Annotated in this window: 17 protein-coding genes and 3 rRNA genes; 11 read left to right on the top strand and 9 right to left on the bottom strand. The window is 62.2% G+C overall.

Going from position 1 to position 22,390, the window contains the following annotated elements:
* Positions 1 to 12: 12 nt before the first annotated feature.
* The 4 genes from rrf to OM977_RS04995 form a co-directional block, all read right to left on the bottom strand.
* Positions 13 to 129: ribosomal RNA gene (gene rrf, locus OM977_RS05010) — 5S ribosomal RNA — on the bottom strand.
* A 250-nt stretch (positions 130 to 379) separates the two neighbouring features.
* Positions 380 to 3,506 (bottom strand): 23S ribosomal RNA (locus OM977_RS05005).
* A gap of 524 nt (positions 3,507 to 4,030) precedes the next feature.
* Positions 4,031 to 5,554: ribosomal RNA gene (locus OM977_RS05000) — 16S ribosomal RNA — on the bottom strand.
* The 16S, 23S and 5S rRNA genes sit together here, the layout of an rRNA operon.
* A 967-nt stretch (positions 5,555 to 6,521) precedes the next feature.
* Positions 6,522 to 7,487, bottom strand: a complete 966-nt coding sequence (locus OM977_RS04995; protein ID WP_264356434.1) for a GlxA family transcriptional regulator — start codon at positions 7,485 to 7,487, stop codon at positions 6,522 to 6,524.
* 134 nt (positions 7,488 to 7,621) lie between these two features.
* Between OM977_RS04995 and OM977_RS04990 the strand changes: the two genes are divergently transcribed.
* Both OM977_RS04990 and OM977_RS04985 read left to right on the top strand, forming a co-directional pair.
* Entirely contained in the window at positions 7,622 to 8,260 is a 639-nt protein-coding gene (locus OM977_RS04990; RefSeq protein WP_264356433.1) for an isochorismatase family protein, read from the top strand.
* A gap of 93 nt (positions 8,261 to 8,353) precedes the next feature.
* Positions 8,354 to 8,716 carry a DMT family transporter gene (locus OM977_RS04985; protein ID WP_333474015.1) on the top strand — a complete coding sequence of 121 codons (363 nt, stop codon included), beginning with the start codon at positions 8,354 to 8,356 and terminating at the stop codon, positions 8,714 to 8,716.
* 42 nt (positions 8,717 to 8,758) lie between these two features.
* On the opposite strand, the gene OM977_RS04980 is transcribed toward OM977_RS04985, so the two are convergent.
* On the bottom strand, positions 8,759 to 10,279 hold the full coding sequence (locus tag OM977_RS04980) for an IclR family transcriptional regulator (RefSeq protein ID WP_264356432.1): 1,521 nt from the start codon (positions 10,277 to 10,279) through the stop codon (positions 8,759 to 8,761).
* Between the two features lie 199 nt (positions 10,280 to 10,478).
* Here OM977_RS04980 and OM977_RS04975 point away from each other — a divergent pair, with 199 nt between their 5' ends.
* The 6 genes from OM977_RS04975 (at position 10,479) to OM977_RS04950 (ending at position 15,674) form a co-directional block, all read left to right on the top strand.
* Entirely contained in the window at positions 10,479 to 11,804 is a 1,326-nt protein-coding gene (locus OM977_RS04975) for an MFS transporter (RefSeq protein WP_264356431.1), read from the top strand.
* 7 nt (positions 11,805 to 11,811) lie between these two features.
* Positions 11,812 to 12,798 carry a hydroxyacid dehydrogenase gene (locus OM977_RS04970; RefSeq protein ID WP_264356430.1) on the top strand — a complete coding sequence of 329 codons (987 nt, stop codon included), beginning with the start codon at positions 11,812 to 11,814 and terminating at the stop codon, positions 12,796 to 12,798.
* 116 nt (positions 12,799 to 12,914) lie between these two features.
* Entirely contained in the window at positions 12,915 to 13,586 is a 672-nt protein-coding gene (locus OM977_RS04965) for an RraA family protein (RefSeq protein WP_264356429.1), read from the top strand.
* Between the two features lie 203 nt (positions 13,587 to 13,789).
* Positions 13,790 to 14,044 (top strand): hypothetical protein, encoded by a 255-nt coding sequence (locus tag OM977_RS04960; RefSeq protein WP_264356428.1) that lies wholly within the window; start codon positions 13,790 to 13,792, stop codon positions 14,042 to 14,044.
* Between the two features lie 424 nt (positions 14,045 to 14,468).
* On the top strand, positions 14,469 to 15,362 hold the full coding sequence (locus tag OM977_RS04955; protein ID WP_264356427.1) for a glucose 1-dehydrogenase: 894 nt from the start codon (positions 14,469 to 14,471) through the stop codon (positions 15,360 to 15,362).
* Positions 15,363 to 15,503: 141 nt separating this feature from the next.
* On the top strand, positions 15,504 to 15,674 hold the full coding sequence (locus OM977_RS04950) for a PspC domain-containing protein (RefSeq protein ID WP_264356426.1): 171 nt from the start codon (positions 15,504 to 15,506) through the stop codon (positions 15,672 to 15,674).
* A 31-nt stretch (positions 15,675 to 15,705) separates the two neighbouring features.
* Here OM977_RS04950 and OM977_RS04945 read toward each other — a convergent pair whose 3' ends face one another.
* Both OM977_RS04945 and OM977_RS04940 read right to left on the bottom strand, forming a co-directional pair.
* Positions 15,706 to 16,173, bottom strand: coding sequence for a hypothetical protein (locus tag OM977_RS04945; RefSeq protein WP_264356425.1), 468 nt, complete (start codon positions 16,171 to 16,173; stop codon positions 15,706 to 15,708).
* A gap of 94 nt (positions 16,174 to 16,267) precedes the next feature.
* The gene (locus OM977_RS04940; protein ID WP_264356424.1) at positions 16,268 to 16,462 is read right to left on the bottom strand and encodes a hypothetical protein; all 195 of its coding nucleotides are present in this window, start codon (positions 16,460 to 16,462) and stop codon (positions 16,268 to 16,270) included.
* A 225-nt stretch (positions 16,463 to 16,687) separates the two neighbouring features.
* Here OM977_RS04940 and OM977_RS04935 point away from each other — a divergent pair, with 225 nt between their 5' ends.
* Positions 16,688 to 17,251: a dihydrofolate reductase family protein gene (locus tag OM977_RS04935; RefSeq protein WP_264356423.1), complete on the top strand. Its 564-nt coding sequence runs from the start codon at positions 16,688 to 16,690 to the stop codon at positions 17,249 to 17,251.
* A gap of 98 nt (positions 17,252 to 17,349) precedes the next feature.
* Here OM977_RS04935 and OM977_RS04930 read toward each other — a convergent pair whose 3' ends face one another.
* Positions 17,350 to 18,093 (bottom strand): NADPH-dependent F420 reductase, encoded by a 744-nt coding sequence (locus OM977_RS04930; RefSeq protein ID WP_264356422.1) that lies wholly within the window; start codon positions 18,091 to 18,093, stop codon positions 17,350 to 17,352.
* A 93-nt stretch (positions 18,094 to 18,186) separates the two neighbouring features.
* The gene (locus tag OM977_RS04925; RefSeq protein WP_264356421.1) at positions 18,187 to 19,521 is read right to left on the bottom strand and encodes an NtaA/DmoA family FMN-dependent monooxygenase; all 1,335 of its coding nucleotides are present in this window, start codon (positions 19,519 to 19,521) and stop codon (positions 18,187 to 18,189) included.
* Between the two features lie 146 nt (positions 19,522 to 19,667).
* On the opposite strand from OM977_RS04925, the gene OM977_RS04920 reads away from it, so the two are divergent.
* On the top strand, positions 19,668 to 20,321 hold the full coding sequence (locus tag OM977_RS04920; RefSeq protein WP_264356420.1) for a TetR/AcrR family transcriptional regulator: 654 nt from the start codon (positions 19,668 to 19,670) through the stop codon (positions 20,319 to 20,321).
* 73 nt (positions 20,322 to 20,394) lie between these two features.
* Positions 20,395 to 22,197: a tetratricopeptide repeat protein gene (locus tag OM977_RS04915; protein WP_264356419.1), complete on the top strand. Its 1,803-nt coding sequence runs from the start codon at positions 20,395 to 20,397 to the stop codon at positions 22,195 to 22,197.
* Positions 22,198 to 22,390 lie beyond the last annotated feature (193 nt).

Raw genomic sequence — 22,390 nt, 5'->3', positions numbered from 1 at the left:
GGCTTAATGTTTGTCCGGCGGTGACCTACTCTCCCACACCCTCCCGGGTGCAGTACCATCGGCGCTGTGGGTCTTAGCTTCCGGGTTCGGGATGGGACCGGGCGTTTCCCCCACGCTATGACCGCCGTAACCCTGTTACCCGTCCCCCGGGCGCCTGGGCGTCGGGGGTGGGAAATCTTTGTGGTTACAACATGTGCTCCCGCCCGGTTGGGGGCGGGGGTGGTGTTGTTATTCAGTTGTGGTTTCTTGTTCCCGTGGCAACAAAGCCGGCGGGACCGGGTTTGTTGGTTGGGAACCACATAGTGGACGCAAGCAGTCTTGTTTCTTTGTACCACCCCTTTGGTGCGAACCCCTTTTGAACGGGTTCGCGGGGTGGTGTGTGGTGTAAGTTATCGGCCTATTAGTACCGGTCAGCTTCACGAGTCGTTAGTCCTCGCTTCCACATCCGGCCTATCAACCCAGTGGTCTGGCTGGGGGCCTCTCACACACAAGGTGTATGGAAATCTCATCTCGAAGCGAGCTTCCCGCTTAGATGCTTTCAGCGGTTATCCCATCCGAACGTAGCTAATCAGCGGTGCACTTGGCAGTACAACTGACACACCAGAGGTTCGTCCGTCCCGGTCCTCTCGTACTAAGGACAGCCCTTCTCAAATTTCCTGCGCGCGCAGCGGATAGGGACCGAACTGTCTCACGACGTTCTAAACCCAGCTCGCGTACCGCTTTAATGGGCGAACAGCCCAACCCTTGGGACCTACTCCAGCCCCAGGATGCGACGAGCCGACATCGAGGTGCCAAACCATGCCGTCGATATGGACTCTTGGGCAAGATCAGCCTGTTATCCCCGAGGTACCTTTTATCCGTTGAGCGACGGCCATTCCACAATGTACCGCCGGATCACTAGTCCCGACTTTCGTCCCTGCTCGAGATGTCTCTCTCACAGTCAAGCTCCCTTGTGCACTTACACTCGACACCTGATTGCCAACCAGGCTGAGGGAACCTTTGGGCGCCTCCGTTACTTTTTAGGAGGCAACCGCCCCAGTTAAACTACCCATCAGGCACTGTCCCTGACCCGGATTACGGGCCGAAGTTAGATGTCCAAAGTGACCAGAGTGGTATTTCAACGATGACTCCACCCGAACTGGCGTCCGGGCTTCAACGTCTCCCACCTATCCTACACAAGCCACTCCGAACACCAATACCAAACTATAGTAAAGGTCTCGGGGTCTTTCCGTCCTGCTGCGCGTAACGAGCATCTTTACTCGTACTGCAATTTCGCCGAGTTTATGGTTGAGACAGCGGGGAAGTCGTTACTCCATTCGTGCAGGTCGGAACTTACCCGACAAGGAATTTCGCTACCTTAGGATGGTTATAGTTACCACCGCCGTTTACTGGGGCTTGAATTCTCAGCTTCGCCTTGCGGCTAACCGGTCCTCTTAACCTTCCAGCACCGGGCAGGAGTCAGTCCGTATACATCGTCTTGCGACTTCGCACGGACCTGTGTTTTTAGTAAACAGTCGCTTCCCCCTGGTCTCTGCGGCCCCTGCACGCTCCGGACAGCTTGTGTCCATCACGATGGGGGCCCCCCTTCTCCCGAAGTTACGGGGGCATTTTGCCGAGTTCCTTAACCATAATTCTCTCGATCGCCTTAGTATTCTCTACCTGATCACCTGTGTCGGTTTGGGGTACGGGCGGCTAAAACCTCGCGTCGATGCTTTTCTCGGCAGCATAGGATCACCAAATCCCCCCATACGGGGGTCCCATCGGGTCTCAGGCATCATGAACGGCGGATTTGCCTACCGTTCGCCCTACATCCTTAGACCGGGACAACCATCGCCCGGCTTGGCTACCTTCCTGCGTCACACCTGTTAATACGCTTGCCTCCCAGGATCAGGTCCCGCGCTCCACCAAAACCCTTCCACCACAAGGGCGGTCGGGCAGGTCTCGGGCGGTTAGTATCCCCTGTTCAGCATGGGCGGTTTTTCGCCGGTACGGGAATATCAACCCGTTGTCCATCGACTACGCCTGTCGGCCTCGCCTTAGGTCCCGACTTACCCAGGGCAGATTAGCTTGACCCTGGAACCCTTGATCATTCGGCGGACGGGTTTCTCACCCGTCTTTCGCTACTCATGCCTGCATTCTCACTCGTGTAGGCTCCACCGCTGGTTTACACCGCGACTTCACTGCCCACACGACGCTCCCCTACCACTCCAGACGCCTGAACCACGAAGGCTAGGCTACTGTCTGAAATCCACAACTTCGGCGGTGTACTTGAGCCCCGCTACATTGTCGGCGCGGAATCACTTGACCAGTGAGCTATTACGCACTCTTTTAAGGATGGCTGCTTCTAAGCCAACCTCCTGGTTGTCTTCGCAACTCCACATCCTTTCCCACTTAGCACACGCTTAGGGGCCTTAGTTGGTGGTCTGGGCTGTTTCCCTCTCGACTATGAAGCTTATCCCCCACAGTCTCACTGCTGCGCTCTCACTTACCGGCATTCGGAGTTTGGCTGACGTCAGTAACCTTGTAGGGCCCATTAGCCATCCAGTAGCTCTACCTCCGGTAAGAAACACGCAACGCTGCACCTAAATGCATTTCGGGGAGAACCAGCTATCACGAAGTTTGATTGGCCTTTCACCCCTACCCACAGCTCATCCCCTCCATTTTCAACTGAAGTGGGTTCGGTCCTCCACGACGTCTTACCGTCGCTTCAACCTGGCCATGGGTAGATCACTTCGCTTCGGGTCTAGATCACGCCACTGCAACGCCCTATTCAGACTCGCTTTCGCTACGGCTTCCCCACACGGGTTAACCTCGCGACGTAACACTAACTCGCAGGCTCATTCTTCAAAAGGCACGCCGTCACAACTACAAGGTTGCTCCGACGGATTGTAAGCACACGGTTTCAGGTACTGTTTCACTCCCCTCCCGGGGTACTTTTCACCTTTCCCTCACGGTACTGGTCCGCTATCGGTCATTAGGGAGTATTTAGGCTTATCAGGTGGTCCTGACAGATTCGCACGGGATTTCTCGGGCCCCGTGCTACTTGGGATACTTCACCAGGCGGTACACAACATTTCGGTTACGGGGCTCACACCCTCTCTGGCCGGCCTTTCAAGACCGTTCACCTATGCCTGTACTACTCACCCCACTGTCCCGGCAGAGACAGAATGGGAAGTCCCACAACCCCGACCATGCAACGCCCGCCGGCTATCACACATGGAACGGTTTAGCCTGATCCGCGTTCGCTCGCCACTACTGACGGAATCACTATTGTTTTCTCTTCCTGCGGGTACTGAGATGTTTCACTTCCCCGCGTTCCCTCCACGCACCCTATGTGTTCAGATGCGGGTCACCAGGCAGCTCGCGCCCCTGGCGGGGTTTCCCCATTCGGACACCCTGGGATCACAGTCCGGTTATCGACTCCCCCAGGCTTATCGCAGATTCCTACGTCCTTCTTCGGCTCCTAATGCCAAGGCATCCACCGTGTGCTCTTTAAAAACTTGACCACAAAAGATCAAAAACGCTATTTCGAGAGAACCACGAAAACCACCCGGACACCACCACCACAACCCAAAAGGGCCACAGCACGCAGTACCCGGACAGATCCAGGTTCATATTCTTGGAAATTGCTTCTTATAAAAGATGCTCGCGTCCACTATGTAGTTCTCAAACAACAACCCCGTACCACACACCCCACACGAACCCCCACAAAAGGGGGGCCAAACCGTGCGCTCGGTGCAGCCAGGAAACCAGAAACAAACCAGTCCCGGAAGTTACCTCCCGGTCCTGTTGTCTCAGGACCCAACAGTGTGCCAAACACTAAACCGCCCGTACCCGCCCCCGCACCGTTCCAGGACACTCTCGAGAGAGCAGTCCGTACTGGGTGCCGGGAAAGAACCGACGGCCGCTATTCGTTGATATTCCACCCGTGAGCACCCGCCGCAGAACAAACGTCTGCGCAACGGGCGTACTCCTGACAACCCCACCACACGGGCATGCGCCCGGCAGGGTGGTTGTAGGTGCTCCTTAGAAAGGAGGTGATCCAGCCGCACCTTCCGGTACGGCTACCTTGTTACGACTTAGTCCCAATCGCCAGTCCCACCTTCGACAGCTCCCTCCCACAAGGGGTTAGGCCACCGGCTTCGGGTGTTACCAACTTTCGTGACTTGACGGGCGGTGTGTACAAGGCCCGGGAACGTATTCACCGCAGCGTTGCTGATCTGCGATTACTAGCGACTCCGACTTCATGGGGTCGAGTTGCAGACCCCAATCCGAACTGAGACCGGCTTTTTGGGATTAGCTCCACCTCACAGTATCGCAACCCTTTGTACCGGCCATTGTAGCATGCGTGAAGCCCAAGACATAAGGGGCATGATGATTTGACGTCGTCCCCACCTTCCTCCGAGTTGACCCCGGCAGTCTCCTATGAGTCCCCGCCATAACGCGCTGGCAACATAGAACGAGGGTTGCGCTCGTTGCGGGACTTAACCCAACATCTCACGACACGAGCTGACGACAACCATGCACCACCTGTAAACCGACCGCAAGCGGGGCACCTGTTTCCAGGCGTTTCCGGTTCATGTCAAGCCTTGGTAAGGTTCTTCGCGTTGCATCGAATTAATCCGCATGCTCCGCCGCTTGTGCGGGCCCCCGTCAATTCCTTTGAGTTTTAGCCTTGCGGCCGTACTCCCCAGGCGGGGCACTTAATGCGTTAGCTACGGCGCGGAAAACGTGGAATGTCCCCCACACCTAGTGCCCAACGTTTACGGCATGGACTACCAGGGTATCTAATCCTGTTCGCTCCCCATGCTTTCGCTCCTCAGCGTCAGTTAATGCCCAGAGACCTGCCTTCGCCATCGGTGTTCCTCCTGATATCTGCGCATTTCACCGCTACACCAGGAATTCCAGTCTCCCCTACATCACTCTAGTCTGCCCGTACCCACCGCAGATCCGGAGTTGAGCCCCGGACTTTCACGGCAGACGCGACAAACCGCCTACGAGCTCTTTACGCCCAATAATTCCGGATAACGCTTGCGCCCTACGTATTACCGCGGCTGCTGGCACGTAGTTAGCCGGCGCTTCTTCTGCAGGTACCGTCACTTTCGCTTCTTCCCTACTGAAAGAGGTTTACAACCCGAAGGCCGTCATCCCTCACGCGGCGTCGCTGCATCAGGCTTGCGCCCATTGTGCAATATTCCCCACTGCTGCCTCCCGTAGGAGTCTGGGCCGTGTCTCAGTCCCAGTGTGGCCGGTCACCCTCTCAGGCCGGCTACCCGTCGTCGCCTTGGTGAGCCATTACCTCACCAACAAGCTGATAGGCCGCGAGTCCATCCAAAACCACAATAAAGCTTTCCACCCCCCACCATGCGATGAGGAGTCATATCCGGTATTAGACCCAGTTTCCCAGGCTTATCCCAGAGTTAAGGGCAGGTTACTCACGTGTTACTCACCCGTTCGCCACTAATCCCCCCACAAGTGAGGTTCATCGTTCGACTTGCATGTGTTAAGCACGCCGCCAGCGTTCATCCTGAGCCAGGATCAAACTCTCCGTTGAAGTAAAACAAAAACAGACACAACCACCACCCCCGGGAAAACGGGAGAAAATGGCCGCACAAAATTTGAAACCAGCTGTAAAAACCAGACCACACCACGGGGTGGCATAATCCAGTCAATTCAACCAATTAATAATAAATTGGTATCAACAAACTTGGCACACTATTGAGTTCTCAAACAACAGACACACCCGGCACCACCACAACATCTCAGCCGTGGATCGCTCCGGAGCAACTTTTCAAACTTACCCGGTTTCGAGGAGCTTTGCAAATCGGCGTTTCCGCGATTTCCATTTCCACGAGCGGGTCCCCACCAGTAACTAGCGCGCAAATTTGCGTGCCATTTTCAGGCTGTTTATCAGGGGGTCGGTCGCTATCTTTCCGCATCAGCGGCGGCGACTCGAATTACTTTACACGGCACCGGGACCCTGCACAAATCGCCCCTAAGAGGGTCCCCAGGGGCCGAAACTCCCGTGTTCGCCCGGATTTCTGCCGCGAAGTCGGCCCTCGCTCCCCTCGTCGGCCAAATCGGATTCCTGTGTACTGACTCACATGACCTGCTGTGAGTGCCTGTCGAGCTTCAGAGCCCCTATCAGCTCCACTGTGCGTGCTTGTGCACGGCGTGAGCGCCCTTGGACAACCAGCATGAGCCCGTCGACACGCGTTTGGTCATGAAGCTCTTCCATGCTGTCTGCCACTTGAGCCGCCGGTCCGTGAAGTGCACGGTCGGTGTATTCCTCAAGGACCTGTCTCTCGCGGTGCTCGCTCGATGCGGTGCCAAGGAGCGCGCCAACCGCGCCTACGCCCGCAAACGGGACACGCCTGCAAGCTGACCGGCAGAAGCGGATTCCACTCCGATTGAGCAGAAAGACAGCGGCTTCGGACCAACTGTTAATCGACTGTGGCGGTTATATCGAAGCTCTGAATTGCGCTTTGATATGTAGGCGTTTGCAGGGGGAATCAAGTGAATCAGCGTGAGGGTTCCCGGCTGAGTTGAGCGGCGAAGTGGCGTCTATATTCCGTCGGTGTGGTGGAAAACGCTCCTGCGAAGTTCTGTCGGAGGGTCACAGCGCTGCCAAAGCCGCAGTCAGCTGCAACCTGATCAACGGACCAGTCGGTGGTTTCCAGCAGCCGCCGGGCAGCGTCGAGCCGTCGGGTGCGTATCCACGCCGACGGCGTCGTCCCTGTTGAAGCCCGGAAGGTACGGACAAAGGTTCGACGACTCATGTGCGCCTGGGTGGCGAGGCGATCGACGCTGAGGGGTTCACCCAGGCGACCCAAAGCCCACTCGAGCAAGCGCGCCATCGGGTCGTCTGAGGAGCGCGGCGGAACTGGGTGTTCAATGTACTGCGCCTGTCCGCCCTCCCGGTGTGGGGCGATGACCAGACTGCGTGCTACCTGGTTTGCTGCATCCGCCCCGAGGCGGGCCCTCACCAGATGCAGGCACGCATCCAGTCCGGACGCGGTGCCGGCCGAGGTCAATACGTCACCGTGATCGATGTAGAGCACCGTTTTATCGAGGAAAACATCAGGGTGCCGGACAGTAAGTGCATCGAAGGCTTGCCAGTGCGTGACTGCCCGGCGCCCGGAAAGTAGTCCTGCATCTGCTACGGGGATAGCGCCAAGACAGAGTCCCAGGATTGTCGCGCCCCGCTGGTGCGCCTGCTGAAGGACCCGGCGTAGGGATTCGCCGGGCGCGCGGCCGTCGTCGAACCATGAGGGCACCACGACGACGTCGGCATCTAACGCGTCTTTGAGGCCCCGGACCTCTCCCAGCTGATAACCCTCTGTCGTTCGGATATGTCCCGCCTGATCGGAGAAAAGAATGGTCTTCCATTCGGCGAGTCCCTGGCGCGTGACCTCGTCGAAAACCATCTGCGGAACTGCGAGGTGAAACATCGTCACGTCATCGACGGCGTACACCGCGATTCGCATTCGGCCCCTCCTTCTCATTTTGGCCTGAATCAATCGTATGCGGGCGTCCGTGCCACTGGTGGTCGCGGTGTGGAAAGCGAAAGATGGAAGGGTTGCCGCAAGGCGGCCAGCTAACCACTATCCGGGAGAACATCATGAGCACCCCTCGTCGCGCCCTTATCCTCATCGACGTCCAGCAGCAGTACTTCAACGGACCTCTCGAGATCCAGTACCCGCCGCACCAGGACTCCTTGGCGATGATCGTGCGGGCTGTCGACGCTGCGGCCGCCGCAGGCATTCCCGTCGCGGCCGTACAACACAGTGCAGGCGAAGGCGCACCGGTCTTTGCGCCGGGCACACCGGAATTTGAACTTCACCCCGACATCGAACGCCGCAGGACAGATGCATGGAAGGGCGTCATCAAGCAGTACGGCTCCGTCTACGCTGACACTGACCTGGCCGGTTGGCTGCGCCAGCATGACATCGACACCGTCACCCTCGTCGGCTACATGACCAACAACTGCATCCTCGCCTCGGCCGTTGAAGCGGAGTTCCTCGGCTTCAATACCGAAGTTCTCTCAGATGCCACCGGGGCCATCAACCTCGCCAACGACGCAGGTTTCGCCGACGCAAAAACAGTGCACACCACCCTGCTCACACTGTTGAACTCAAACTGGGCCGCCGTCAGCACCACCGATGCCTGGGCCGATGCCATAGAAGCCCAGCAGGCTCTGAAAAAGAGCGATCTCGGAAGCTCGGCAACAGCCGGGGCCGCACGCCTGACCCGGGCATAACGCGACTGCCTCGGCTCCTCCACAGGAGGTCGGGCCGAGAACCCCGGCCAACACGGGCCATCACCCGGCAGTCGCGCCCGGGAAGACCAAGTCATCGTAGTTGCCGGATACATCGCCTCTTTCGCTTTCCTTGCAGGAGTCCTCCGGGCTGGCCTGGCTTTGGGGGTTGCCTACGGTATCTGGGCCGCTCTCGGCGTGATTCTCACCGTGCTGCTGGCAGCAGCCATCTTCGGCGAACCACTGACTCCGATGATGCTCGTGGGAGTCACCTTGGTCATCGGCGGGGTGCTTTTTCACCGTTCGATCGGGTGGTCACAGCATGCACGAATGGTGCGTGTGTGTCTTCATGCGGCAGTGCTAGTCGCCGGAGAGCTCCTGTGGCGTTACCCAGACTTCGTGGTCCTGGCACACCTCGAATATCTGGCAAGGATGTTCTGCGTCGGCTGCCAGCCATAGAGAGCAGAGGAGTCCCGGCGTGACGTCTTTCCCGGCGTTGTTTTAGGGGACGGAAAGGGCGCGTGTGAGCTGCTGCGCTGAACGCTGGACCATGTGCGCGAGGGCCTCTACGTCGAGCTCGGGCAGGCGGAGTCTGGTGACGGTGGCGGTGATGGATCCAGCGACGTTGCCGTCAACGAAGTAGGGGGCACTGACGCCGAAGGCGTCAGGAATGCGCTCACCCTCGCCGGTCGCCCATCCGCGCTCCCGTATGGTTTGGAGATCGTTTTCAAGGGCTCGCGGGTCTGTTTGGGTGCGTTCGGTGAGGGGTTCCAGCGTGAGCGCGTCAAGATCACCGGGGGGACAGTGGGCGAGAATGGCTTTCCCGCCTGCGCCGGCGTAGAGCGGAATAGCCACACCTGAAGCAAGACCGTAATGCAGGGGCCGGACCCCGTCCACCACCGTCGTCATCACGGCCTGTCTGGTGTCGGCATGGAATTGAATGAGTCCGATGGTTTCACCGGATTCCTCGGCAAGTCCGCGGAGAATCGGATGTGCGACAACAGCTGTGTCCACCGCAGGACCCAGATGGGCTGCCCAGTGAAACAGGCGGGGGCCAGGGTGCAGTGTGTCGTGGCGCTGCAAAGCCAGTCCTGTAGTCAGGGCGGTGGAGATCAGGCGGTTGGTGGTGGCTATGTTGGCTCCAATTCCGCGCGCGAGCTCGTAGCCGGTGGGCAGCCCATCGGGTTCGGCTACCAGCGCGGTGACTAGGCGGGCAATGCGTTCCACGGCAGTGGAACCGGCAGGGTACGTGATGGGTTCCAGATTGCCTGGTGCTTGATTTCCCGCACACGCGGCTTCGATGGCGTGAGCGGCTTGCCGCGCCATCGGGCCGAATCGGGCAAGGTCCTCATCGCCGGTGAGAAAGCGTGGACGGGTGATCGAGACGGATCCGGTCAGCCCGTGACATTGGAATGACGCGGCAGCACCAGCGGCCAGGGGAAATTGCTGTCCGACGCTGATTGTGTATCCGGCGCGGCGGTCCTCGGTGAGGAGTCTTTCAAGTTCGGCACGCTCGGTGACGGTATCGGGAGTGTGCCACTCCAGCTGCCGGTCACCCAAGGCACTGATTCCTAGTCGGCCCAGGATCGAGCGGCCGGTTGCGCCGGCGTGGAGGGGCAAGACCGTCCCGGGCTCGAGGAGATACTTGATAGGTCCGGGCCGCCGCCGACAAGCGACAACAACGGCGCTGGGTCGGGGCGCGTCGTGAACAGCGATAAGGACAGTGGCATCGGATTGTTCGCCCAGGCGTTCAATGATCGCTTCAGCGCTGCGCAACAGCGGGTGGCGTGCGTGCAGTGCGGCACCCAGGACACGCAGCCGCGGTCCGACCTGATAGTTTCCGTTGCCGCTGACGGCAGCCAGCCCGTGTTCCTCCAGGCCCAGCAGGACACGGTTAACGGTGCTGCGGCTCGCGCCCAAGGCTAGTGCGAGTTCACGGACGCCGGTCGCATCTGCGCGGGTCACCAAGGCGTGCAGGACCTCAACAATGCGCTCGTTCCCTGCTACGGCACTTTCGCTCACCACGGTTCCACCACTCTCTTGATACTCCGGTTCCCCCTCGGGGCCGGAACTGCTTTCACCACGCTACCGTCAGCGAACGCGGGCAGTCGTGAGGACGAGACACATTCCTCCCCGCCATGAGCGCTTGACAGCACACCATGGCGCACATCACACTTGAAATACATATTAGGACAATGTCCCATTTTTTATAGGAGCAAAGATGCCCCAAGTTAGTCAGTCCGTTCCCCAGGTAGCGGATGCCGTCCATCAGAAAAAGGCGAAGAAGGCTACCGCTGTCGCCGCGTTCGGCACCTTTATCGAGTACTACGACTTCAGCGTCTTCGGCTACGTGGCCGCGACGATCGCAGTCGTGTTTTTCCCCGGCGGTGATCCCGTGGCAGGCCTGCTCAATACGTTCCTGGTCTTCGGTACGGCCTTCCTGGTCCGGCCGCTGGGCGCGATCTTTTTCGGACGCATCGGGGACCGCTACGGCCGGCGTGCCAGCCTGGTTGGTTCGGTCATCCTGATGAGCGCAGCTGCCGGGCTTACAGCGCTGCTGCCGACCTACGCGCAAATCGGCATCTTGGCACCGATCCTGCTAGGCCTGCTCAGGATGCTGCAGGGCCTCTCTGCAGGTGGAGAAATCGGCGGGGCGGCCACCTATATCCGAGAATGGGCACCCGTCGAGCGCCGTAACCTCTACATCTCCTTCATTCCCAGCGTTGGTGTCCTCGGCAAGGCCGGCGCTGCGGGACTGGCTGCTCTGGCGGCCACTTTTGTGCCCGCGGCGGAGATGGAGTCGTGGGGATGGCGGATCCCGTTCCTGCTCGCGATCCCGCTGGGCATTCTGTGCCTGATTATGCGGCTGAAGATCGAGGACAGCCCGGAGTTCACCGAGAGTGCGAACAAGGGACAGACGACCCAGGCCCCGATCGTTGAGCTGTTCCGCAACCACCGTTCGCGCCTGACGAAGGTCTTTTTCATCGCCCTCGTCCAGAACATCGGCACGTACATCGGTACCGTCTACGTGGCCGTTTACTTCAGCACGGTCCTGGACTTCTCGAAGGCCGAGGCCGCAACCATCGTCCTGATCGCCGTCACCGCCGCGGCGCTGCTGATCCCCTTCGCTGGCCAACTGGGCAGCCGCATCGGAAGCAAGCGGCTGCTGACAGCTTCCTACATTGCCTACATCGTGGTCACGTTCCCCTCCTTCATGCTCATGAACGCAGGCTCGTTGTCGCTGGCGATCTTCGGTCTGCTCCTCGGCATGGTCCCCTACGCCCTCTGCCAGGCAGGGACCTACGCCGCCATGCCCGAGTTTTTCCCCGTGGAAGTCCGGCACAGCGGCGTCGCGTTCGGTCACAGCGTCGGGGCCGTTCTCGGCGGCGCTGGCGCCCCGTACGTGGCTACCTGGCTCATCGACCAAACCGGCAACACCATGATTCCGGCTTACATGCTGATGATCTTCGGCGCCCTGGGCCTGGCCGTGCTGCTGGGCACGGTACGCAACAACACCCTGACCGCAGCCTCCCATCTCTACCGCTAGGAAAACCGTGCCGACCTTTTACGTCTCTGACGAAATCCACACCGATGTGCTGGCAGAACTCCAAACCCTGGGACTGGTCCATCTGGGCTACGGCCCGGACGCCGTCCGCTACGACGACGTCCGCGACGACATCGACGCCGTCCTGCTCCGCGCCGAACGCTTCGACCGGGAGAAAATTGATGCTTCACCACGGCTACGCATCATCGCCCGCCACGGAGTAGGAACCGACAACGTCGACATCGACGCGGCAACCGACGCAGACATCTGGGTAACCACCACCCCGGGCAGCAACAGCCGCGCCGTCGCCGAGCACGTCTTCGCTCTCCTGCTCTCATTGGCAAGGAGAGTCCCCTACGGAACCGCCCAAACCACGTCCGGGCAATGGGCAGCAGCCAAACCCCACATGAACGGCTTCGAACTGCACGGCCGCACTCTCGGGCTCCTCGGCTTCGGCAACATCGCCCGCATGGTCGCCACTATCGCCCAGGGATTCGGCATGCACGTCCTGGTCCATGATCCCTTCGTGCAGGATTCCGCAATCCAGGCCGCAGGTGCCGCGCCCGCAACAGTCGATGAGGTAATTGCTGGCTCGGACGTTCTTAGCCTCCACATGCCGCTGACCGAACAGACCGCCCAAATCATCGACGCAGACGCCCTTGCCAGGATGAAGCCAGGATCGGTGCTGATTAACACCTCCCGGGGCGGTCTCATCGACGAACCCGCCCTGGCCCAGTCACTCCAGAACGGCCAGCTGGGCGGGGCCGGGCTCGATGTCCTTGAAGGGGAGTCCGTGGACATGAAAGACCCCATCGCACACTCAAAGATCCAGATCGCAGATGTGCCGAACCTGATCGTCACCCCGCACGTCGCAGGGCAAAGCAAAGAGGCCTTCCTGGCCGCTGGAACCGGCGCCCTGCAGGCCATCCGGCAGGCCCTCGCGGGTCAAAGGCCAGAACACGCAGTGAACACCATCACCGCCTGCGCCCCCGCGTAACCAGCCGAACAAACCCGTACCGGCAACCCGCCCGCCCTCCGGGCATCAACACAAGAAGCCACCCGCGGGTGTGAGAGCGGCCAGAATCCGCACCATACGAGCCACTGAGAGACAACATGTTTATCGACGCAGCAACTACTTCACTCACCGTCGGCGCCCGTCACACGAACTCTGCCACTGAGTTTGTTGAAGGCCTGAAGCGGTACCCCACAGCCAATGTCGGTGATGCCATGGACCGGCTCAACCTCATGGACACAGGCATCGCATCACAGTGGGCCGATGCCCGCTGTGTGGGTCCGGCACTGACCGTGCTGACCCGGGAGGGCGACAACCTGGCCATTCACCGCGCCCTCGACGACGCCGAAGCCGGTGATGTGCTGGTCATCAACGCCCTCGGAGGAACAACACGGGCCGTATTCGGAGATCTCCTGGCCGAAATCTGCCTCGCCAAAGGCATCGCCGGTGTCATCATCGACGGACTGACCCGCGACCGTGCGGCAATCAAGGAACTGGGCCTGCCCGTTTGGGCCCGCGGGGTTTCGCCAGCAGGACCAGCCAAGTACGGCCCGGGAGCCGTCTCGGTGCCGGTGGCCTGCGGCGGCACCGTCGTCAACCCCGGCGACCTCATCACAGCCGACGATGACGGGGTCGCCGTCATACCCATCGAACGCGCCCAGAGCGTCCTTAACAGGCTCGCAGACATCGACAAATTCGAGGAAGATCTCCGGGTGAGGATACGGAACTCCGCCGCACATGAAGCAGCGCCGGCCATGGCAAGCACCAACTAGGAAACCCAGCGGCGCTCATCGCCTAACCCCGCCGCCATCAGCACCTCCCCGACTCCCAGCTGGCATGTCACCGACAGACACACACCGGTGGCCTCTGTGGCATAAGCCCCAGGGGCCACCGCGGGCCACCACCGGCAGGGTCACCCTCCGGACCGCATCCGGTCCCCACCCGCATCGCCCACTACGACCGCGAGGAACGAAAGATGACCAGATACCGCCATCACGAATGGGCGCGGCTCATCGGCGCCCCGGTCGAAATCCAGAAACAGGGTGAAGTCATCCGCACGGGGATCGTCGACGACGCGATGCCCGACTCCTCCATGATCTGGATCGCATCAGACGAGAAGTCCACCAGGACACTCTTCGAAGCCGCCCAAGGCTTCCAGGTCTGGGTTGAACCCAGACAACTCGAAGGAATCTTCTCCTACCGCATGACCACTAGGGCCCTTCACAACTAAACCGCTTCGAGTCGGGGCGCGGCCAGCATGTCGTGAACCGTCCCACCGGATAGTCGACGGAACGAACTCTCCTGCGCAGCACCGGGGAAGCCCGGAACCCGCTTCCGCCCTAATCCGACTCGCTGCCTCGAAACCTCTGTGTCCGTGACTGTGATGGTCATCGGCACCAGCAGCTGCAGCCAGATCTCGGGTTCGGCGCTCTGGAGGGAGACGCGGAGGTCGTAGGCGGGGCCGCCTGCGAAGGGACACGGCCAGGTAACTCCATTTTGGTTACCTTGCTAGAGCCCGGTGGTTTAGCGTGTCGAACGCCCGCGGTTGGCGGCTGGGAGGCGTCCGTTGCGCCACTACGGCCGCGCTCGCTAGGCTGGAAGATAAGCATGCTTAGCATGCCGTCCGTATGCAGACCAACCATCGGAGGAGCACCATGACTGACCAGTACACGTTCAAGAACCCGGTAACCGCGTACGACCACATCGAACCTCCCAAGCAGCACCAGCCGGAGCCCGGGCTGGACGCGAAGCTGACGCCCAAGGCGGACCTCGGCGAAGACACCTACCGCGGCACCGGCCGGCTGGAGGGCCGCAAGGCCATCGTCACCGGCGCGGACTCCGGCATCGGCGCCGCCACGGCCATCGCCTTCGCCCGTGAGGGGGCCGACGTCGTACTCTCCTACCTGCCGGAGGAGGAAGAGGACGCCGCCCGGATCGCCAACCTGATCGAAAAGGCCGGCCGCAAGGCCGTCAAGGCTCCCGGCGACCTGAAGGATGCGGCGATGTGCCGGGAGCTGGTGGAGATTGCCCTGCGCGAGCTCGGGGGCCTGGACCTCCTGGTGAACAACGCCGGCAAGCAAGTGGCCCAGGAGGACATCGAACAGATCAGCGACGAGCAGTTCGACCACACGCTGAAGACCAACGTCTATGCCATGTTCTGGCTGACCAAGGCCGCCGTCCCGCATCTGCCGGCGGGTTCCACCATCATCAACACCACCTCCATCCAGGCGTACAGCCCGTCGGAGACCCTGGTGGACTACGCCACCACGAAGGCAGCCATCAACAACTTCACCAAGGGCCTGGCCCAGCAGCTGGCGCCCAAGGGCATCCGCGTCAACGCCGTCGCGCCCGGGCCGATCTGGACACCGCTGCAGGTCAGCAGCGGCCAGCCCAAGGAGGCGCTGCCCGAATTTGGCAAGAGCACTCCCCTGGGCCGGGCCGGTCAACCGGCCGAGCTGGCCCCGGCCTACGTGTTCCTGGCGTCGGCGGAGTCCAGCTACGTGGTGGGCGAAACCCTCAACGTTAACGGCGGCAACCCCACGCCATAGGCGGGCCCGCACCCATTTCGGCGATTTAACACAGGCGGGCTCCTCCCCGCGCGGCCACCGTGCTGCATGGGGCAGAGCCCGCTTTGTCGTGCTGTTCTCTTGTCGGGAGCACACTGCTACCGTGACTGGATGGAACGATCAATGGTTCGACCCAGGAACGGCAAGGTCATCGCGGGGGTCTGCGCAGCCCTCGCCGACCGCTTCGGCATCTCCAGGACGCTGGTCCGCATCGGCTTCGTACTCTTCGGCCTGTTCGGCGTCGGGGAGCTGGTCTACATCGCGCTCTGGATCATCATCCCGAAGGGCCAGTAGCCGAGGCACCAAAGCCCCGCACCGGACGTTACTAGCGCGCGGGCACTTCGTCGACGAACGCCACCTGGGCCACATATTGCTGGTACAGCTTCAGCGCCTCGTCGGTGTCGATGCGGCCGAAACTCAAGGTGTCCCGCAGCCCCTCCAGTTGCGCGTTGGCGGTCTCCGCCGCGCTCACCCGGTCCGCAATCGAGTGCGAATTGGCGAAGTTCGTGGCCAATGCGGCGGCGACGGACAGCAGCACGGCCCCGAGGCACAGGACGCGCCAAACGATCGAGTCATCACCCAGGGAAAAGACCCCCTGGAGTGCCTGGGTGAAACCGGTGCCCCCGAATGCTGGACCGGCGGTGAGCATGGCGGCCAGGGCACTCCCGACGACGCTGATGTTGGACAGCTTGTTCCGTTTGGGGCGCTCCCGTCCCAGATAGGACCGGACTGCCTGTTGTTTTTGTTCGATCCGGTTGGAAAGCAATTGCCGCGTATCCGATGTGTCATCCATGACCTGCTACCAGCCTCCCTCGCCGATGGCGCATGGGTCCAGATTCCCACCGCCCCTTTGATGTGTCCAGACTCGGCGAGGGCTGCCAGCGGGTCTAACGCAGCCACAAAGCCAGCGGGAGGATCCTGGACGCCATCGAGTACGGTTCGCTGGGCAGGTCGCCGGCCTGCCAGGGTTCCTCGGACCGCACGTCCGGGGTGTGGCCCCGGCCGTCCCTCAGGACGGTGATGAGCGTCCTTGGGACTACGAAGAGCATTGTTCCGGCAAGCAGGACAGCCAGTACTTCCATTGTTGATTCACCTTAGATGGTGGGTGGATTGGATGAATCCAGTGTCTTCAGCGGCCGTGTGAGCAAGCGTGTGAAGCTCCAAAGGGGCCGGACTTTGGTGGCCCTTTGGCGGCTTTTGTGACCGCACAGCCTCGCCAGGGCAGCCGGGGTCCTCGGCCGCACCCATGAGTTTCCCGCACCGCGCCGGTCTATACTCTGGAGACCGACTGACGGAAGGCTGGCGCCATGCGGAAACTGATCTACGGCATGAACCTGACCCTGGACGGCTACATCGCTGCGCCCGGCGACGACATTGGCTGGAGCGGGCCGAGCGACGAACTGTTCCAGTGGTGGCTCGACCAGGAGCGGGCAAGCGGCCTATCGCTGTACGGGCGCAAGCTCTGGGAGACAATGAGCTCCTACTGGCCGACCGGCGACCAGCAGCCCAACGCCACCCCGGCGGAGATCGAGTTCGCGCGGAACTGGCGGGACACGCCGAAGGTGGTGTTCTCCTCGACGATCGACAAGGTCGACTGGAACACCCGCCTGGTCACCGGCGACGCGATCGCCGAGATCACTCGGCTCAAGGCCGAGGACGGCGGCCCGATGAGCGTCGGCGGCGCAACGCTCGCCGCGGCGGCTATGCGGGCCGGGCTGATCGACGAGTACATGCTGGCCACCCATCCGGTCCTGGTGGGCGGCGGCACACCGTTCTTTACCGCGCTGGACAGTTGGGTGAACCTGGACCTGGTGGAGACGCGGACGTTTCCCGGCGGCGTGGTCCTGACCAGGTACGAGAAGAGGCGCTGAGCGCGATTCCTCCGTGTGGTCGGGGAAGTACATCCACCACCAGCGGCCCCAGTGGCCGACTGCCGAACACGGAAATCGGATCGGACTGATGGGTGCGGTCAGCTGTAGATCGATCGGTTGAGATCGACGAGATCAGCCGAGCTGAGGGTCACGCCTGCCTCGATTTTTTCCATGATGGCGGCCATCGCAAAATCCCTGCGCTGCGGAATGAGGTCTTTCTTGGCGGAGTTAAGGGCTGGGGGGATTTGGTGCTCAGTGAGGTCGGTGCAGTACGTGGGCGCTCCGGGCTGCTGACGCCATGAATCGGCAAGCGAGCCGGTGTCGACGGCATCGAAGCCGGTGTCTTCCACCAGAGTCATTGCCACTTTCCTGTCTAGCTCCCGATCTGCGGCGACGGGAATGGCGATACGGTTGGGATCTCCTGCGGCTGTGCCTTTGGTCTGGAAAGATTCCGCCAAGATTGCATTCCACGCCTTTGCCACTGGGCGGCCGAGTTGTTCAGTGATCCATACGCTTTCGACCTGGCCTTCATCGAGTGCCTGCACCTGCCCGTCGCGCATGGGGTAGTAGTTCGAGGTATCGATGACGACCACGTTCTCCGGAACGTCAGCGATGAGGTCCTTCAGCGCGGGGATACGGCTCAAGGGTACGGAGATGATGAGGGTGTCGATGTCGGCGATGACGTCGGTGGCTTCGACTGCCCTGGCACCAGACGCCACGATTTCGGGGGCGATGGTCTCCGGGCCGCGTGAATTGGCGACTTTGACCTCGTGTCCTGCGCCACTGAGTTTACGGGCCATAGTCGCACCGATGGATCCGGCTCCGAGGATGCCAATTTTCATGTGATTCCTTTCATTGATTTTGATTGGTCCCGTTCTGGGACGTTGTTCTGCTCGTGTTGCCAACACAGGGTGAGTGGAGGGGAACTGGGAAAATCAGGAAAGCCTCGGGTCCGGGCCATACTGCGCAGGGGCGCCGAGATGACTGCGGAGGGTGGTGCCCTCGTAGTCGCTGTGGAACAGGCCCCGTTCCTGCAGCAGCGGAACAACCTGGTCAACGAATGCGTCGATTCCGTCGACGTAAACATCGATGGCCAGGGAGAACCCGTCGCAGGCTCCGGCTTCGAACCATTCCTGCATGTGATCGGCGACGTCAGCGGCGGGGCCTGGCACGACGGGGTGATAGTCGATGACTCCGTGTGCAAGCACATCCCGCAGGGTCCAGCCCTCCCGCGCCACCTCGAGTGCGTGGCGGGCCCGGGCGTCTCCCGGGTTCGGACGCGCCTCGGCTTGCTGTTGCGGGGTGAGTGGCTCGTCGAGCTGGGCGGGCGAAAGGGCCAGGCCGATCATTGACCCCAGATACCGGACCCGTTGATCCAGGTCGACCGACTCGTCAAGCTTCTGCCGCCGGTCAAGAGCCGCGCGTCGGGATCCGGCGATGCTGGGCATGAATCCCGCGAAAAGCTTCACCTCATCAGGGTCCCGGCCCACGCGTTCAGCGGCTGAACGCAGGGCGTTGCGCTGCGCACGCCCTTCTTCGATAGTGAACGGATTCGCGTACACACCGGTGGCGTAGCGGGCAGCGACCTCCATCCCCTGAGTCCCGCCGCCGGCCTGAAAAATGACCGGCTGACCCTGCTCCGACGGCGGAATGGGCAGCGGCCCTGCCGCGGAGACATAACGGCCACGCAGATTCACCGGCTGGATCTGGGACATGTCGGCGAACCTTTTCCCCTCAACGTCACGGATCCAGGCGTCAACACCCCAACTGCCCCAAAGCCCCTGGACAACCTGGATGACCTCGTGGGCGCGCTCGTACTTCTGCCCCCGGGGCGGCAAAGTGATCCCGTAATTAGCCGCCGCAGCAGGGTGTGAGGTGGGAACCGCGTTCCAGCCGGCGCGGCCGTGGCTCGCCACATCAAGTGCCTTGAACTGGCGGGCAATGGTGAACGGCTCATTCAGCGTTGTCGAACTCGTAGCGACAAGACCAATCCGCTGCGTCCCCCGTGCCATCGAGGTGAGGACCACGAGCGGATCGATGGCGTGATGGGGCGCCTCACGCTCAAGATCCACGTCCAGAACAGGGGTGTCCGCCAAGAAGATCAGCTGGATTTTTCCCCGTTCCGCTGCCTGGGCGTAGCGGACCAGAACATCCATGTCGACGTAGCTTGAGGGATCGACCCCGGGCATGCGCCACGCACCGGGCTGAGAGCCGTAACCATTGGCTACCTGCAATGCCAGGAGCATCTGGGTGTCAGGGGAAGGGGACATGAGGGGATCCTTTAGCTGCAATCAACGGGAAGGGGTGCCGCACCAAAACGCTAGGCAAATGACAGGGAAACTAAAAGGAGATAGTCTCCTCTTAGGAAGAAACCATACGGAGGCTGTCTCCGCTTTGTCAATGTGAGGGTGAATCCATGTCCACACCGCCTATAGGTCAAGGCCGCAGTCCGCGGGCTGACGCCCAGCGCAACAGGGACCACATCCTCGACACCGCCGCTCAATATTTTTCCGAGCACGGCGTCGCGGGGTCGCTCGACGCGATTGCCAAGAAGGCTGGAGTCGGCGCAGGAACCTTGTACCGTCACTTCCCCAACCGGGAGGCACTGCTCGCTGCCCTGCTCACCGCGCGCGACGAGGAGCTTGTGTCGCGACGGAATGCCATCCGGGCAGGAACGGCAGACGCTGCGAGCGGCCTTGAAGATTGGCTCACCGCCCTGATCGAGTGGGCAGGCGCGTTCGATGGGTTGCCTGAGCCGCTCCGCGCCGCGACCAGCTCGCAGTCCTCCCCGCTGGGCATCACATGCCAGGGATACATCACCACGACCGATGAGTTCCTGCTGGCTGCCCAACAAGAGGGCAGCGCACGTCACGAAGTGCGGGGACGGGATCTCTTCCTTGCCGCTTTGGCCACCAGCTGGGTACGCGACGCAGCCATGGCGGACGAATTCTCGGCTCAAGCCCTGAATTCGCTCACCAAGAACGGATGGGCTACATCCATCGGCGGAGAACTTGGACGCCCAGCCTCTTCGACGACACCTCACGCCGCGAAGACCCCGCCGCGGCGCTAAAGCACTGGCGTCTCCCGCCGACAGTGCCCGGTGGAGCGGCGACGCCGTCAGTCCCCGGCGTAACATGACCGGTATGGCCGAGACGTGGATCCGGCTCCTCGGTCCGCCTGCGATCGAGTCCCCTGGCACCGCTCCCCCGCAGCCCAGAGGCCGCAAGGCCTGGGCGGTGCTGGCGTACCTCGCCCTGCAGCCGGAGGGCACCGGGCGCTCCCGCACCGCCGCGCTGTTGTTTCCCGACGCCGCGGATCCGCTGGGCGCGCTGCGCTGGAACCTGTCCGAGCTGCGCCGGACCCTTGGCGGCGTTTCCATCACCGGCGATCCCTTGCGGCTGGAGCTGGTTCCGCCCTGGCGCTGCGATGCGCTGGAGCTTGTCGGACCGGCCGGCAACGGCGGCCTCGATCCGCACAGGGTCAGCGGCCAGTTGCTGGAGGGGCTCGTCTTTGCGGACAGCCCCGTCTTCGACTCCTGGCTGGCGGACCAGCGGTACCGGCTCGAGAACTGCGTGCAGGGGCTGCTCTACGAAGCCGCGCTGGCGGCCTTGGCCTCGGGCGCTCCCGGGGACGCGGTGGAGCTGAGTTCGCAGGCGCTGCGCCGGGACCCCTTCAACGCCGACTGCGCCGCGGTCCTGGTGAAGGCGCTCGTGGCGGCAGGCGAGCACCGGCGGGCCCGCGAGCAGGTCAGCAAGTTCGAGGACCTCTACCACCGGGAGCTCGGCCTGCCACTGCCCGCGGAGGTCCGGCGGGCCCTCGCAGCGTCGGGTCCGGCCGCGGACCCAGGGATCCCCGCGACCCTGGCCACAGTACGGTCCTACCTCGACGCCGGCAGCGCCTCACTTTCGGCAGGCGCCGTCGACCGCGGGCTCGATCAGCTGCGACTCGCCGTCGTGCTGGCTCAGCGCCAAGGTGACCGTCACCTCATCGCCGAGTCGCTGGTGACGCTGTCCGGGGCCCTGATCCATCAGGCGGGCGGCCGCGGCGCCGAGGTTGCCGATTTCCTGCACCGTGCGCTGTCCGCCGAGGCGGCCGACGGCGTCTCCCGGACCGCCGCCGCGGCCTTGCGCGAGTTGGGCTATCTTTCCGTCCAGCGCGGGGTCCCGGACCGCGCGGCCGGCTGGCTGGACCGGGCGATGCAGGCCGCGCAGGGAATCCCGGACGAACAGGCGCGGATCCTGGCGATCCAGGGCATGCTGGCCTCGGACACCGCGCACTACGAGGACGCGGTGACGGCCCTTACCGAATCCGGAAGGCTCGCGGAGGCGGTGCGGAACCGCCGGCAACAGGCGTTCAGCGCAGCGTTGTTGGGCCGTGTGCATCTGCTCAGGGGTGAGCTGGGACCGGCGGCGGCATCTTTGGATCAGGCGCAGGAAGGCGTTAAGGCGGAGCACTGGACGGCGTTCGAACCGTTTGTCGACGGCGTCCGCGGCGAGACCTACCTTGCCGCGGGCCGGCTGGAGGACGCCGAGGCCCTGATCGACCGTTCCTGGGTGATGGCCGAACTCGCCGGCGACCACTGCTATATGGCGCTGGCAGCAGGCGCCGAAGCCCGGCTGTTCCTGGCCCGCGGGGATTTGGCCGCCGCCGAACACTGGATCGGCCGGGGCATGGAACCGAAGCCGTGGTACCTCTGGTATTCGGCCCGGCTGCTGGATGCTGCTGCGGAGGTCGCGCTCGCCACGGGGTCGCAGCGGGCGTCGGAGTTCGCGGACCGGCTGGCGGCGCTGGCCAGCCGCAGCGGCATGCGGGAGTTTGTGGTGCGGGCCCAGTCGCACCGGGCGGTGCTCGGGAACGACGCCGCCGCGCAGGCGGTGTCGTGGCTGGCCAAGGAGATCGACAACCCTGCACTGACGGCGTTCCTGACCCAGCGGCACGGTGCTTGAGCGGTCCGGCGTGGCGCAACTGCCCCACGACGCGCAAAATGCCTGTCGCTACTGGAATTCCCGTAGCGACGGGACCTTTGCGCATCGCCAGGTGGCATGCGAGCCGCCAGCTGAGTGGGCCCGAGCCGGCACACCTGGGTTAAACAAAAGCAGGGCCCGTCAATGACGGACCCTGCTCGAAACCTGTAAGGTT

This window comes from Pseudarthrobacter sp. MM222 (assembly GCF_947090775.1).
Classification (GTDB): domain Bacteria; phylum Actinomycetota; class Actinomycetes; order Actinomycetales; family Micrococcaceae; genus Arthrobacter.
The sequence above is the reverse complement of the archived record's forward strand: the minus strand, read 5'-3'. Positions and strand labels throughout refer to the sequence as shown.